Annotated in this window: 14 protein-coding genes and 2 pseudogenes; 3 read left to right on the forward strand and 13 right to left on the reverse strand. The window is 68.1% G+C overall.

Annotated features, from left to right (window positions below; all coding sequences use genetic code 11):
* Positions 1 to 744: pseudogene (locus ACU5AP_RS15290) on the reverse strand (IS3 family transposase); the annotation flags it as partial.
* Between the two features lie 706 nt (positions 745 to 1,450).
* On the opposite strand from ACU5AP_RS15290, the gene ACU5AP_RS15295 reads away from it, so the two are divergent.
* On the forward strand, positions 1,451 to 2,422 hold the full coding sequence (locus ACU5AP_RS15295) for a hypothetical protein (RefSeq protein WP_128719728.1): 972 nt from the start codon (positions 1,451 to 1,453) through the stop codon (positions 2,420 to 2,422).
* 12 nt (positions 2,423 to 2,434) lie between these two features.
* Here the strand turns inward: ACU5AP_RS15295 and ACU5AP_RS15300 are convergent, their stop codons facing one another.
* The 10 genes from ACU5AP_RS15300 to ACU5AP_RS15345 all read right to left on the reverse strand — a co-directional run bounded on the left by ACU5AP_RS15300 (position 2,435) and on the right by ACU5AP_RS15345 (position 10,882).
* A complete protein-coding gene (locus tag ACU5AP_RS15300; protein ID WP_232623966.1) occupies positions 2,435 to 3,316 on the reverse strand; it encodes an RDD family protein in 882 nt (293 codons plus the stop codon).
* Positions 3,306 to 4,310 carry a stage II sporulation protein M gene (locus ACU5AP_RS15305; RefSeq protein ID WP_232623965.1) on the reverse strand — a complete coding sequence of 335 codons (1,005 nt, stop codon included), beginning with the start codon at positions 4,308 to 4,310 and terminating at the stop codon, positions 3,306 to 3,308. Before ACU5AP_RS15305 ends, ACU5AP_RS15300 begins: the two co-directional genes overlap by 11 nt.
* The gene (locus tag ACU5AP_RS15310; protein WP_128719729.1) at positions 4,307 to 5,623 is read right to left on the reverse strand and encodes a DUF58 domain-containing protein; all 1,317 of its coding nucleotides are present in this window, start codon (positions 5,621 to 5,623) and stop codon (positions 4,307 to 4,309) included. The genes ACU5AP_RS15305 and ACU5AP_RS15310 overlap by 4 nt, the downstream gene beginning before the upstream one ends.
* Positions 5,620 to 6,576 carry an AAA family ATPase gene (locus ACU5AP_RS15315; RefSeq protein ID WP_128719730.1) on the reverse strand — a complete coding sequence of 319 codons (957 nt, stop codon included), beginning with the start codon at positions 6,574 to 6,576 and terminating at the stop codon, positions 5,620 to 5,622. The genes ACU5AP_RS15310 and ACU5AP_RS15315 overlap by 4 nt, the downstream gene beginning before the upstream one ends.
* Positions 6,563 to 7,789, reverse strand: coding sequence for a DUF4350 domain-containing protein (locus tag ACU5AP_RS15320; RefSeq protein ID WP_446681467.1), 1,227 nt, complete (start codon positions 7,787 to 7,789; stop codon positions 6,563 to 6,565). Before ACU5AP_RS15320 ends, ACU5AP_RS15315 begins: the two co-directional genes overlap by 14 nt.
* Positions 7,786 to 8,412 carry a DUF4129 domain-containing protein gene (locus ACU5AP_RS15325; protein WP_076224175.1) on the reverse strand — a complete coding sequence of 209 codons (627 nt, stop codon included), beginning with the start codon at positions 8,410 to 8,412 and terminating at the stop codon, positions 7,786 to 7,788. Before ACU5AP_RS15325 ends, ACU5AP_RS15320 begins: the two co-directional genes overlap by 4 nt.
* Before the next feature lie 121 nt (positions 8,413 to 8,533).
* Entirely contained in the window at positions 8,534 to 8,962 is a 429-nt protein-coding gene (locus ACU5AP_RS15330) for a DoxX family protein (RefSeq protein ID WP_128719732.1), read from the reverse strand.
* Positions 8,959 to 9,723: an HvfC/BufC N-terminal domain-containing protein gene (locus tag ACU5AP_RS15335; RefSeq protein WP_128719733.1), complete on the reverse strand. Its 765-nt coding sequence runs from the start codon at positions 9,721 to 9,723 to the stop codon at positions 8,959 to 8,961. Before ACU5AP_RS15335 ends, ACU5AP_RS15330 begins: the two co-directional genes overlap by 4 nt.
* On the reverse strand, positions 9,720 to 10,589 hold the full coding sequence (gene bufB / locus ACU5AP_RS15340; RefSeq protein ID WP_128719734.1) for an MNIO family bufferin maturase: 870 nt from the start codon (positions 10,587 to 10,589) through the stop codon (positions 9,720 to 9,722). Before bufB ends, ACU5AP_RS15335 begins: the two co-directional genes overlap by 4 nt.
* The gene (locus ACU5AP_RS15345; protein ID WP_076224187.1) at positions 10,589 to 10,882 is read right to left on the reverse strand and encodes a BufA1 family periplasmic bufferin-type metallophore; all 294 of its coding nucleotides are present in this window, start codon (positions 10,880 to 10,882) and stop codon (positions 10,589 to 10,591) included. Before ACU5AP_RS15345 ends, bufB begins: the two co-directional genes overlap by 1 nt.
* Before the next feature lie 152 nt (positions 10,883 to 11,034).
* On the opposite strand from ACU5AP_RS15345, the gene ACU5AP_RS15350 reads away from it, so the two are divergent.
* Complete coding sequence (locus ACU5AP_RS15350) at positions 11,035 to 11,577, forward strand: sigma-70 family RNA polymerase sigma factor (protein WP_076224277.1); 543 nt, start codon at positions 11,035 to 11,037, stop codon at positions 11,575 to 11,577.
* Positions 11,567 to 12,202, forward strand: a complete 636-nt coding sequence (locus ACU5AP_RS15355; RefSeq protein ID WP_128719735.1) for an NrsF family protein — start codon at positions 11,567 to 11,569, stop codon at positions 12,200 to 12,202. Before ACU5AP_RS15350 ends, ACU5AP_RS15355 begins: the two co-directional genes overlap by 11 nt.
* Positions 12,203 to 12,368: 166 nt before the next feature.
* On the opposite strand, the gene ACU5AP_RS15360 is transcribed toward ACU5AP_RS15355, so the two are convergent.
* On the reverse strand, positions 12,369 to 12,818 hold the full coding sequence (locus tag ACU5AP_RS15360; protein WP_244210493.1) for a chemotaxis protein CheB: 450 nt from the start codon (positions 12,816 to 12,818) through the stop codon (positions 12,369 to 12,371).
* A 62-nt stretch (positions 12,819 to 12,880) separates the two neighbouring features.
* Positions 12,881 to 12,928: pseudogene (locus ACU5AP_RS15365) on the reverse strand (hypothetical protein); the annotation flags it as partial.
* Positions 12,929 to 13,250: the final 322 nt, after the last annotated feature.

The raw sequence follows: 13,250 nt of genomic DNA on the forward strand, positions 1-13,250 counted from the left end.
CCCGAGCGCCCGACAGCGAGGTGTCGGCCACCAACGCCAGGCACTCGCGGGTGCAGTTGTCGATCACCGTCAGGATGCGGAAGCGCCGCCCGTCCGTCATCTGGTCAGAGACGAAGTCCAGCGACCAGCGCTGGTTGGCCACCAGCGGCAGGTCCAGCGGTCGCCGCGTGCCCATTGCTCGCTTCCGCCCGCCGCGCCGGCGCACCGTCAGCCGTTCCTCACGATAGATCCTCTGAACCCGCTTCTTGTTGACCGCATGGCCCTCGCGCCGCAGTAGGACGTGCAGGCGGCGGTAGCCGAACCGGCGACGCTCCTGGGCGAGGGCCCTCAGCCGGTCGCGCAGGGCGCCGTCGTCCGGGCGCGTCGCCTGATAGCGTACGCTCGTCCGATCGACGCCTAGAACACGGCACGCCCGCCTTTCGCTCATCTCGTAGGCGGCTTGCAGATGACCAGCCGCCTCGCGCCAGCCGGCGGGCGTCACCACTTTTTTCCCAGCAGGTCCTTCAGGGCCACGTTGTCCAGCATCGCGTCCGCCAACATTCGCTTGAGCCGGGCGTTCTCGTCTTCAAGCGTCTTCAGCCGCCGAGCCTCCGACACGTCGAGCCCGCCGAACTTGGCCTTCCATTTGTAAAAGGTCGCCGAGCTGACCCCGTGACGCCGACACACCTCCGCCGTCGTCATGCCGGCCTCCTGCTCCCGCAGAATCCCGATGATCTGCTCTTCCGTGAACCTTGATCGCTTCATTCTGTCCGTCCTTCGTTAGGGCGGACTCTAGCTATTCTTGGAGGAGTTTCAGGGGGTCACGTCAACCTTGATCCCGCCACGCTTACATTCCTCAACCGGGCGTTCGCCGTAGACGCGCATCACGCCTATGCGCTGACCGATAGCGGATTGTTATTATGCGGCGAAATCGACCGCGATCTTGTCCAGCCGGCCGGGCCATATGCGGTGCGTGTCGCAAAAACGCGGTTCCATGTTTCCAGTGGGCAGCTGAAGCGGATGCCTCTGGAGGATGACGGCGGCTGACGGATTTGGAAGCGGGGGCGGGCGGCTTTGATGTTCGTTGCTTCTGATCCGAGCCAATCCCCGACCGCTTGGTCATCGGGACGGGTTGACCGCAGATCTCGACGCGGACCTACCCCTGATCAAGCGATTATGTCGGTCCGGGGATCATACGCAAGAGAAGAGACAACCATGTGGCACTGCACGTGATCGAAGATCGGGAGCATGTGGTGCTGCAGCATTTGAAGAACGTGAGCTCGCTTATCCAAACTGTGGGGACATTGGTTCCGGCACGGACAGGCGTGCAAGTTGGCCTTGTTCGTGAGGCAGGAGCGGGGCCTGCCGGTTTCCCAACGGCCGCGGCTCGATTGTGATCTGGGCATGAAAGCTCTGGTCAATCCGCTGCTACATCGATAGGCCGGATGTGAGAGCATTCGGGGGCATGATCATGCGTGGTGAGGTTCTGACATTCGATCAGGCGACCGGGATGGGGGCGATACTGGGCGATGATACGGCGCGTTATCTGTTCAATGTCACGCAGGTACGGACATCCTTGCCGCTAACGCGCGGGCAGAAGGTCGATTTCGTGCCCAGCGCGGATTTGCAGGCGACCGAGATATTCATACTTCAGGCCGTCGCTCCGCCGACCTGGACGGGGCAGGCCGTCAGCCGGGGCGGCCAGTTCGACCTCGGGCGGGTGATCCAGCGCACCTTCACGACCATTCGCGAAAACGCAGCGATCTTTTTCGGCGCGTCGACGGTCATGGTCGGGGCGCCCAGCGCCGTCATGGGCCTGGGCCAGAGCACGGCCGTCACCGGCGGCGCCGCCGTCGGATTCCTGACGATGGCGGCGGGCTGGGTGTTCTATCTGGTGGGGCTTTACATGCTTCAGGGCATGGTGGTGAAGGCGGCGGTCAACGGCTTCAACGGCAAGGCGACCTCCTTTGGCCAGGCGTTTGATGTCGGCGTGAAGATGTTTCTGCCGCTGCTGGGGTTGGCCATCATCGCCGCGCTGGGCGCGGGACTGGGCTATCTGGCTTTGATCGTGCCGGGCGTGATCATTTCGGTGATGTGGTCGGTCGCATCGCCCGCCGTGGTGGTCGAGAAGCGAGGCGTGTTGGAGAGCCTGCAGCGCAGTCGCGATCTGACGCGCGGCTATCGCTGGAACGTGTTCGGTCTGATGGTCATCTATATGCTCCTGTCGTGGATCATCGGGGCGGCGGTCGGCGCGCTCGGTCTGGCGACCGGCGGCGGCTTCCTCGACGGCAGCCCGAACCTGTGGGTCAATACGGCGTCCGGCGTGGTGGTCAACATCCTGTCGGCGGTGGTCGCTTCGGCCGGGGTGGCGGCGCTCTACTACGAACTGCGGACCGTCAAGGAAGGGGCGGGGCCTGAGGCCCTGGCCGCCGTATTCGACTGATGGGGCTCGGCGTCAGACGTCGTGCTTGTCGCGACGCCGTACGCCCATCAGCAGCTTCTGCTCCAGTCGCCCGCGCACGGCGGCGTAATAGGCGCTGAGGAAGTCGCGGTCCGTCTGGTGCGGATCGCGCGACCATCCGATCTTGCCCATGATGCGGTCGGCGACGGCGCGCATGGTCCTGCGCTCGCCGGTGCGCAGGACGGATTCCAGGACGTGCAGCTCCTTGGCTCCATAGGCGTCCAGCTGCGCCAGGGTGAAGTCATATCTCGCCAGTTGTTCGGACCCGTCATCGGCCATGTCGCGGGTCAGCTTGCGACGCGGCGTGCGCACCACCCAGGTGCCGCCGACCAGGTCGCCCAGGCGCAGGCGGTCGCGGTTAAACAGGGGGAAGAAGACGAAAATCGCCGCCCAGACGAAGGCCAGCAGATACATCCAGCTGTCGACGCCGCCCTGACCCGCCTGCGTCACCAGAAGTGACAGCGGCAGGAAGACCTCCAGCTCGCGCATGGCGTTGCGCGCGAACACCGATTCCGCCCGCAGCCGTCCGCCGTCGCGCGAGGCGACGCGCAGGCCCATCGCCCGTTTGCCGGGCGTGGCGGCGGCGGCCGACAGCTCGAAGGCGGTGAAGTAGAAGTTCCTCAGCAGGAAGAAGACCACCAGCCACAGCACGGCGACCAGTTCTGCGCCCGCCAGACCGGCCGCGCCTATGGCGCCGACGCCGGTGAAGATCAGGGCCAGGGTGAAGGCGATCAGCACGCCGATGATGATCCCGGCGTCCAGCAGGAAGGCCGCCGCCCTTTGCCCGGCGTCGCCGATGTTCAGCCGCAGGTCGACGCCCTCGGGCGTGATGAAGGGGCGCTCGGTCTTGTCGATCTTCACGGCGTCAGCGGACACGAAACGTCTCCCGTCTCGGACCATAGAAGTAGAGCCCCCAGATCAGGGCCGTCACGCCCGCCACGGCGTAGCGCAGGCCGGTGTCGGCGATCAACTGCCGCCCGAAGCCTTCCAGCAGACCGGCGAGCAGCAGCATGACGATGACGCCGCCCATGACCACGCCGGCGGTTCGTCCGGCTTGAACGGCGGCGTCCAATCGGTGCGCCCGGCCGGGGAAGGCGACGGCCCAGCCGATTTTCAGTCCCGCGGCGCCGGCCAGGACGACGGCGAACAGCTCGGTCACGCCGTGGATCAGCAGCCAGCCGCCCAGCTCCACCCCCAAGCCGCGACTGGCGAACAGGGCGAAGAAGGCGCCAAGCGTCGCGCCGTTGTAGAGGACCAGCAATCCGGTCGGCAGACACAGGGCGAAACCCAGCGCGAAGGCGAACAGGGCCACCTTGGCGTTGTGGGTGAACAGGAAGGCCGCGAACACCGACAGGCCGTCGGCGCTCCCTGTCCCGTCCAGGGTGGCGCGCAGGGTGGCGGTCGAAGCGCCTGGATCGCGTCCGCCCGCCAGATCGCCCGGCACGAAGGCGTAGAACCATTCGGGATCGTGCATCACCAGCCAGCCGCCGACCACGGCGCCGAGCAGCATCAGGGCGGCGGACACCAAGGTCTCGCGCCACAGGCCTTTGACCGAGGCGGGCCAGTCATGACGGAAGAAGGCGGTCAGCCGGTCGCGCAGCGTCGCCCGCGAGCCGTAGACGAAGAAGTAGGCCCGCGCCGACAGCGTCTCCAGATAGTCGATCAGCCCCTGGTCCAGCGAGGTCTCGCGCGCCACCGACAGGGCCGACAGGGTCGAGCGGTACAGCACCGGCACGGCCAGGATCTCTTCATCGGTCAGTTTGGACGCCGAACCCTTTTCAGCCTTGTCCATCAACCGCTCCAGGCGGCGCCAGTCCTCTTCGCGCGCCTGGCGGAAGCGTTGGCTTTTCAGCCGCGGGGCGTCGGTCACAGCAGATCCCTCCGCTTCAAGTCCAGATAGGCGTTGACCGCCTCGGGCCCGACTTGATCGGCGGGGGCGTCGACGATGTGGGCGCCCATGCGGCGCAGGCGGTTGATGACCGTCTCGCGTTCGCGCAGCAGGCTGGCGGCGACGACGGCGCGCGACACGTCCTCGGCCGTTTCCGGCGCGGCGGCGGCGAGGGCCTCCAACTCCTCGTCGCGCAGGACGACGAACAGCACCAGGTGGCGTTTCAGCAGCCGACCCAGAGATTCGATCATCAGCTCCGCGGCGGTGGAATCGGTGAAGTCGGTGAAGACCACGATCAGGGATCGGCGCTGGAGTTGTCCCGATAGGGTGGCCAGGGCCAGGGTGTAGTTGGTCTCGTGCGTCGAATAATCGACCCGGCCGACGACGGTCTGCAGGGTGCGGAAGGCGTTCATGCCGCCGACGGCGCCGGTCGACAGGCGCGGCCGGGAATCGAAGGCGAACAGACCCGCCCGGTCGCCCGAGCGCAGGCAGGCGTAGGACAGCAGCAGGGCCGCGTGGATGAAGCGGTCCACGCGCGGCATGCCGCCGACCGGCTCGCAGGCGGCGCGTCCGCAGTCCAGGGCCATGATGACGTTGTGGTTGCGCTCGGTGCGGAATTCCTTGGCCAGAAGGGCGGCGTGGCGGGCGGACTGCTTCCAGTCGACGGCGCGTCGGTCCATGCCGGGCTGATAGTCGCGCAGGGCCTGGAATTCGGCGCCTTCGCCGATGTCCAGCTGGGCCTTGGTTCCGAACAGGGCGTCGCGGGCGAACAGGCGCACCGCCTGATCGCGCACCCACTGCAGGTCGGTCAGCACCGGCGTCGACAGATCGAGGCGGAATGTCTTCTGCTTCCAGGCCAGCTTCATCGGTCCGCGCCAGCGCACCCAAAGCTCATGCAGCGCCGCGTCGCCGCGTCGTTCGGGCGTGAAGGGGAAGGCGAGGGAGGCGACATGGCTACGCACCCCGGCCTGGCGCGGGGCGTCATCCACGCCCAGTTTGGCCTCGCCCGACAGGGCGGCTTCGACCTGATGCGGCGCGCGACCCTGCGCGGCGAAGCGCGCCGTCAGTCCGACCAGGCCCGGTCGTCCGACGGCGGCGCGCACCGGCTCGGGCGGGTCCAGCGTCAGGCTAGAGCGCGAACCGGTCAGCAGGGCGTCCGCCGCGAACAGCAGCACGACGCCGGCGATCCAGACCGGACCGGCCAGCCAGCCGACAGGCGTCAGCACGCCCGCCAGCACGGCGACGGGCGCTCCCGCCGCCAGGACCGTCACCGCACGTCGGGTCGGATAGATCACCGGGGCGCCGCTACCTGATCCACCAGGCCGGCCAGCACCTGCTCGACGCGACGGCCTTCGATCTCGGCCGCGGGCGACAGCACCAGGCGGTGACGCAGGGCCGGGACCGCCAACGCCTTCACGTCGTCGGGGATGACGTAGTCGCGCCCGTCCAGGGCGGCGCGAGCGCGGGCGGCGACGGCCAGCATGGCCCCCGCGCGCGGCGAGGCGCCCGTCTCCACATCGGCGGAATCGCGCGTGGCCCGCACCAGGGCGGCGATGTAGCCGACGACCTCGTCCGTCAGCCGCACCTGCGCCACGGCGTCCACGGCGGCGGCGATGGCGGCGCCTTCGGCCACGGTCGCCACGCCCAGGGCGACAGGGTCCATCTGGCCGGTGCGCGACCCGTGGGCGGCGATGATGGCGCGCTCCTGCTCCAGGTCGGGATAGTCGAGGACGTGTTTGAACAGGAAGCGATCCAGCTGCGCCTCGGGCAGGGGATAGGTGCCCTGCTGCTCGATCGGGTTCTGGGTGGCGACGACAGTGAAGCGCGGGCTCAGCGCATGGGCCTGGCCGTCGATGGTGATGTTGCGCTCCTGCATGGCTTCCAGCAGGGCGGCCTGGGTCTTGGGCGGCGTGCGGTTGATCTCGTCCGCCAGCAGCAGTTCGCAGAAGATCGGCCCGCGCGTCAGGGTGAAGCTGGACGTCTGGAAGTTGAACAGGTTCGACCCCAGGATGTCGCCCGGCATCAGATCCGGCGTGAACTGGATGCGGCCGTAGTCCAGCCCGACCGAACGGGCGAAGCTGTGGGCCAGCAGGGTCTTGGCCGTGCCGGGCGGGCCTTCCAGCAGGACATGGCCGCCCGCGAACAGGGCGGTCAGCAACAGGTCGACGGCGTCGTCCTGGCCCACCACGGCCTTGGCGATCTCGGCGCGGATGCGCTCGGCGATCGTCTTCACCTCATTGACGTGCACGGGTCAGCTCCTGGTTCCAGCGATAGAGGGCGGCGGCGACCCGCATCAGGTCGCCTGGGGTCTTGGCCGTCCTGGCCTGATCGGCCAGGGCGGAATAGGTCGCGTGCGCGCCGGCGGTCCGGCTGACGCGGTCGAGGAAGGCGTCGAGTTCGTCCTCGCTCAGGCGGCGCGGGGCGCCGATGGCGCGGGCGACGGCGGCGCGGGTCAGCAGGGCGTAGGGCGCGGCCATGTGATGCTCGCGCCGGGCCAACCGCACCAGCCCCGCCGTATTGTCGGCCAACCCGCGCTTGCCCAGGGCGATGACGCGGCCGCTCTCGCGCGCGGGGCCGAAACGCACGACGGCCTGATAGCCGGCGAAGACCGCCAGCGCCGCCAGCACCAGCGTCATGCCCAGCAGCGGCGGCTCCAGCATCAGCCGCAACAGGCTGCGCGTGCGCTGCATCCCGTGCAGCGTCAGGTCGAAGATGACCGGCGCGTCCTCCGCCCGCATGACGTCCAGCAGGGCGATGGCCGTGCGCGCGCCGTTCAGCGTCTTCAGTCCGTGGGTGCTGAGCAGGTCGGCGTCGGCCAGCACATAGACTCGCGTGGTCGCGTGCATGGCCAGAACGGGGCGACCCTGATCGTCCGTCACGACAGGAACCCAGTCGGGGCCGGACAGGGTCTTCAGCGCATCGACATCCACCGGCGCGCCGAAGGGCGTGCCGTCAGGGCGTTTCAAGGCGACGCTCGCGCGGCCGTCGCGCGATTCCAGGCGGGCGCCTTGACGCAGGTGCTCGCTCAGCGGCGCCAGCGAGGCCTGGTCGGGCAGCAGGCCCGTCGTGCGAACCCAGCCAGGGTGCTTGGGGTCGGGCGTCGCGCTCCACTTGGGCAGGACGATCAGGGTCGCGCCGGCATGGTTGATGTCGTCGAGCTGCTCGGGCGGGGCGCCGGGCGGCGGCGTCAGGACCAGCAGGCTTTCGTCCGAGGACGGCGTCAGGCGGCCTCGGCTCATCGTCACCGGCACGCCGAGGTTTCGCAGCAGGACCGGCATGGCGCCGAAGCCGGTCGAGCTGCGCGACAGGGCGTGGCCGCCGCCGTCGTCGCCGGACTTCAGTTCGGGGGCATAGGCCGACAGCACGCCCAGCCCGGCCAGGGCCACGACGCTGACCAGCAGCAGGCTGATGAGGACGACGGGTGAAAAGGCGTTCCCGGCCGCCTTGGCGGAACGGCTCATGCGCGCCAGCCTTCGGGCAGGGCGAATGCCTCATAGGCCTGGCGACAGTCGGCGAAATCCTGGGCGTCCACGGCGGCGCCGCCGAACAGGCTGCGCTCGACCACCCGGCCGATCCGTTCAAAGGCGGGGCGCGCCGCCTCGGGCAAGGCTTTCAGGCGGGCGATTTCGCGCGCGGTCAGCGACACCCGCAGCGCGCGCGGCTGGCGTTTTTCAATGTCCTGCACGCTGCGCAGCAACAACAGATGGGCGGCGTCCGCATATTGTCCGCGCGCGGCCAGGGCGTCGGCCTCGGCCAGCAGATCGCGGGCCGCCTGAGCGTCCGGCCGCCAGTCGGCTTCGACCGGCGTCGCAGGCTTGTCTGGCTTGGCGGCGGGCTTCCGCAGTCGCAGGATCTCGCGCACGATGGCGTAGAGGATCAGCCCCGCCAGCAGGGCCAGTCCGATCCAGAACACCCATTTCAGCACCGGCGCCAGGAACTGCAACGTCTCGCCGATCCAGCGCAGCCAGCCGGGAGTCTGCGGCGGGTCGAAATTGGCGCGGTCGAACTGAAACGACGGATCATTCAGCAGGATAGCGTGGGCCTGGGCGGCTTTTTCGTAGGAAGCCGCAGCCTCGCCTTGCATTCCAACGCCCCTTCGCTTCGTTGTTCAAGCCATAGAGGGGGGGCTGCTCAAGTCAATCGCGAGAAACGCTTTGGCTGTCCGTTCCTTTTCTGGCCGGCGATAGGCGCTGTCATGTGCGGCTTCAGTCGATGCCCAGGGGGCGGTCGAGGCTGAGGGCGCCGGGGCCGCGCGCAATCAGGTAGACGAGGGGGCCGGCCCATAACAGGTGCGTCGGCCAACCGCCGGGCGCGACGAATATCTGGATCACCAGGGTCATCAGCAACAGGCCGAGCGCCGCCGGACGTGTCAGCAGGCCCAGCACCAGCAGGATGGGCAGCAGATGTTCGGCATAGGTCGCGAGGTAGGCCGCCGTTTCATGCGCCAGCAGCGGCACGCGGTATTCTTCGGCGAAGAGGTAGTGGGTTGAGGGCGACAGGGTCAGCCAACCTTCGACCTTGGTGCGTCCAGACATGAAGAATGGGGCGGCGACGCCCAGGCGCAAAAGAAGCGCCAGAAACCATTCGGGAACGGCCGTGGCGAAACGACGGCGCAGGCGGGCGAGGGCGGTCATGAAGGCGTACTCGGGCGAGAGGGGGACATGAAGACGCCGAAGGCGATCAGTTCGGCGAAGAGGGCGGGCACATCCACGCCGGGCTGGGCGGCCTGGGCCGCCATGGCGGAGGCGGCGAAGGAGGCGCTGCGGCGGCCGGCGTCCAGGAAGGCCCACTGGGCGCGGGACAGGCGGTGCATCAGCACATGATCCTCGGGGCGATGGATCAGCAGCCCCTCGGGCGTCGGCCGCCAGGACAGTTCCGCCCCGGCGTGCGGGTCGCGGTGTGCGAGCCACAACGACGGCGCGCTCCAGTCGAACCAGAACAGGCGCGCGGACGGGAGAAGGCGGGCGGTCGTCCCGGTCAGCGCCAGGCCCAGGCTTGCGGCCTGGTGCGCGTTCATCGCCGGGGCGTCCTGGGCCAGGTGCGCCTCGGTCCAGGCGCGGTCCAGGCGAGCGGCAGGCGCCAGGTAGGCCATCGGACGCGCGGGCTCGAAGCGGGCCAGCCAGGCGGGAAAGCCTTCTCCATAGGCGGCCATAACAGGAGACATGGCGGGCTCGTCCTCGACGTATTCGCGCGCGACAGCCCGGAACCAGTCGCGTCCGACCATGTCGACGACGGTCGGGTAGTTGGCTTCCAGCGCGTCGATCCAGCCCTTGGTCGCCGTGTTGCGGTAGACGGCCAGGGCGCCGAGCGTGCGCTCGTCCGGCTCAAGGTGCGGCCACAGGTCGCCGAAACGACCCTCCAGCGCGATCGAGAAGGCGGCGTGAAAGGCGGTCATGCCGGCGTCCTTGTCGAAGAGGCCTGAGACTGCGCCTGAGCAAGGGTCTGGGCGGCGCGGGCCTGCTCGGACAGCAGTTCGGAAAAATCGGGAATCTGGCCATCGCGCTCGATCAGGGTCGGTCGGGAGCCGATGCGGGCGATCAGCCGTTCATGCAGGCGCCAGACGGCCTCGGCGACGGGGGCGTCATGACTGTCGATCAGCAGAGCCTCGCCCCATGTCGGATCGAGGCTGTGGCCGGCTAGGTGGATTTCTCCCACCAGTTCGCCCGGCGCGCGATCGATCCAGTCCTCGGCGGAAAAGCCCATGTTGGCGGCGCTGACGTGGACGTTGTTCACGTCGATCAGCAGACCGCAGCCGGTGCGACGCGCGATCTCGGTCAGGAAGTCGACCTCGTCCCAGTCGTGGCCCGCCATCGGCAGATAGGCCGTTGGGTTCTCGATCAGCAGCCGGCGCCCCAGAGCGTTCTGCGCTTCGTCGATGTGGCGGCAGACCAGCGTCAGCATTTCGCGGCTGCGCGGAACGGGCAGCAGGTCAGGGTGATAGACCCCGCCCCGTTGCGACCAGGCCAGGTGCTCGGACACCACGAAGGGCTCGAAGCGGTCGATCAGGGCGCGATATCGGGCCAGATGCTCGCGATCCGGGCGTTCGTCCCCGGCCAGGGACAGGCCGACCCCATGCAGGGACAGCGGCCGGCGCGAACGGATGCGCTCCAGCCAGGTCAGGCGCGGCCCGCCCGCGACCATGTAGTTCTCGGGGTGGACCTCGAACCACAGGCCGTCCTGGGCGCCGACCGCCGGGGAGGCCTCGGCCTCGGCGTAGTGCTGGGGCTTCAGACCCAGCCCGGCGGTCGGTGCGGCGGACATCAGCGGTTCGGGATCGGGCTCAGCGAGCCGTTGCCCTTGGGCGTCTTGATCGCGGTGCAGGTGCCGCGCGGGGTCAGCTTCCAGGCGTTGCCCTGATAGTCGCGGGTCGACGTGCCGGCGCAGGTGGTGCCGGGGCCGGCGGCGCAGTCGTTCTGACCGGCCTTGGCGACGCCGTAGCACTTCTCCATGCCGCGTTCCTGCTCGGCCGTGGGGATGGTCTGGGCGACGGCGGCGTTCGCGCCCAGGGCCAGCAGGGCGCCGGCGGCGACCAGAAGCTTGGCGGGGATATTCATCGGATCGTCTCCTGTGAGGGGCCGCCCGGGATCGAGGCGGCCTGACTCAGGAGGGTTCGACGGCGAGGGGCGGCAGGTTACGAAAAATATTTCGACGTTCGGGGCCTGTGGGCGTGTAACCTTTGACCCGGCCGACGCGAATGGTGGAGGGCGTGGTCGACAGAGAAGCCGAACTGAAGAGGTTGATGGTGCGGGGGCTCGACGGCGACCCCGTGGCTTGGCGCGCCCTGTTGATGGAGATGCGCGGCGCTCTGACGCCCTTCTTCAAGCGCCGTCTGATCGGTCGCGAGGCGGATACGGAGGATCTCGTGCAAGACTGCCTGATCGCCATTCACGCCAAACGGGCGACCTATGACCGGTCGCTGCCGTTCACGGCATGGGCCTATGCGATCGCTCGCTACAAGCTGATCGACCATCTGCGCCGTCAGGGGCGTCGGCACGACGTTCCGCTGGAGGACGCCTCGGTTCTGCTGGCCGAGCATACGGTCGAGGACGGCGCCGTGCGTCGTGACCTGCGGCGCGTGCTGTCCATCCTGCCGCTGCGTCAGCGCCGACTGATCGAGGATGTCCGCATCGGCGGCTACAGCCTGGCCGAGGCGGCGGCGCGCAATGGATTCACCGAGGGCGCGGCCAAGGTCAGCGTCCATCGCTCCATGAAGACCCTGACCGCCAGCGTGTCCGCTGATGAAGACTGACGACCTGATCGACGCCCTGGCCGTCGGGCTGGAGCCGGTGAAGCCTGCGCGCGCCAGTTCGTTGCTGCTGGCCGCCGCCGTCGTCGCGTCAGTCGTCGGCGTGGTCGTGCTGTTGGGCGTCCGTCCCGATTTGATCCAGGCCATGGGCGCACCGACGCCTTGGCTGAAAGGCCTCTACACCCTGGCCCTGGCGGCGGCCGCCCTGCGCCTGACGACGCGACTGGGGCGGCCCGGTGCGGACGCTCGCCCGGCCGCGATGCTCCTGTTCGCTGTCGTGGCGGTCGTGATGACAGCTGGCGCGATTGAATTGGCGCTGACGACGCCGGACCAACGTATGGCCGTATGGCTGGGCCGGACGTGGGACGTCTGCGGCCGCAACATCCTGTTGATCTCGGCCGTGACAGCGCCGTTCGTCTATCTGTCGGCCAGGCGTCTGGCGCCGACACGGCCGTCGGCGGGCGGGGCGGCGCTGGGCATGATGACCGGCGCCGTGGCGGCGACCGCCTACGGTCTGTTGCACTGTCCCGAGGCCACGGTCGCCTTCGTCGCCACCTGGTACACCCTGGGCGTGGCCGCCGCCGGCGCGATCGGCGCCCTCATCGGGCGCTTCGCCTTGCGCTGGTAAGACAGCCGTCAAATAGTGGGCGAGAAGTATGATATTTGGCTATCGAGTGAGCGTCGCTTCTGACGCTTATCCGACTAGGAATATCCGTCGTCGGATCAGCGATCCTATAACGTCATCTTCTTAGAAAAGCGTGAGAATCGTATAGGCGGCCCCCACGCTAGGCTACTTACGTGCGCGTGCCGAAGCCCTTGGACCGCCGGCCCAGGCGGCTCCATCGCCGCCTGTTGAAGGCGTTGCGTTTCTGTCGGCGGGATTGTTGTTCGCTAAGGGGTCTTGATTGGCTCCGGTCTTCCGGGGCCGACGAGCGGTCTCGACTTCTTCCTTCTCTAGATCGGGTGAGCGGCAGGGCGAGGGTTGCGTCGCAGGCGTTGCGGCCGGCCTGGCCCCCCTCTCTGGGCGTAGGTGGCGGCGAGGGTTCCTCCACCAGGGCGATTCCGCCCGCAGCGGCGATGGAGGGGCGGGAGTAGTTGACAGCTTCTTCGGAAGACAAGATCAGATCGCCGTTGCTCTCGACCAGCAGGTGGTGGTCCGAGAGGGCGAGATAGACCACGCCGGGACGGGCGGTCTTCTTGTCTTCGGCCCCCTTGACTTCAAGCAGGCATTTGTTCTCGAGCAAGGAGGGGAGGGCAGCGCGTTGCTGCGGTCAGCCGGGACGTGCAGGACGATGAAGATCGGCCAGGGAAAGTTCGCTGGCAGCGTCGGCAGAAGAGTGAGCAGCGCTTGCACGCCTCCGGTGGGGGCCTATCGCCTCGGCCCGGGGAGGGAATCATTGTTGCTGCTCCAATTTGCTCCGCCAAACGCCACTACTTCATCTTACGTCGGGAAATAGACCTGGGTTATGAAATAGAAAAGGGGCGACGAATTGCTTCGCCGCCCCTTCCTATTTTGCGTTAATAAAACTTACCAACTGCGGGTCAAGCTGATGAACCCGCGCCGACCAAGATAGTCGTACTGCGAGGAGAGCGGCACGTTACCGGCACCACGTCCGCCACCCGAACCCGAGGTGAAGGTTGCGGTGTCGTCGAACAGGTTACGGATACCGACCTGC

Source organism: Brevundimonas sp. RM1 (assembly GCF_052907225.1).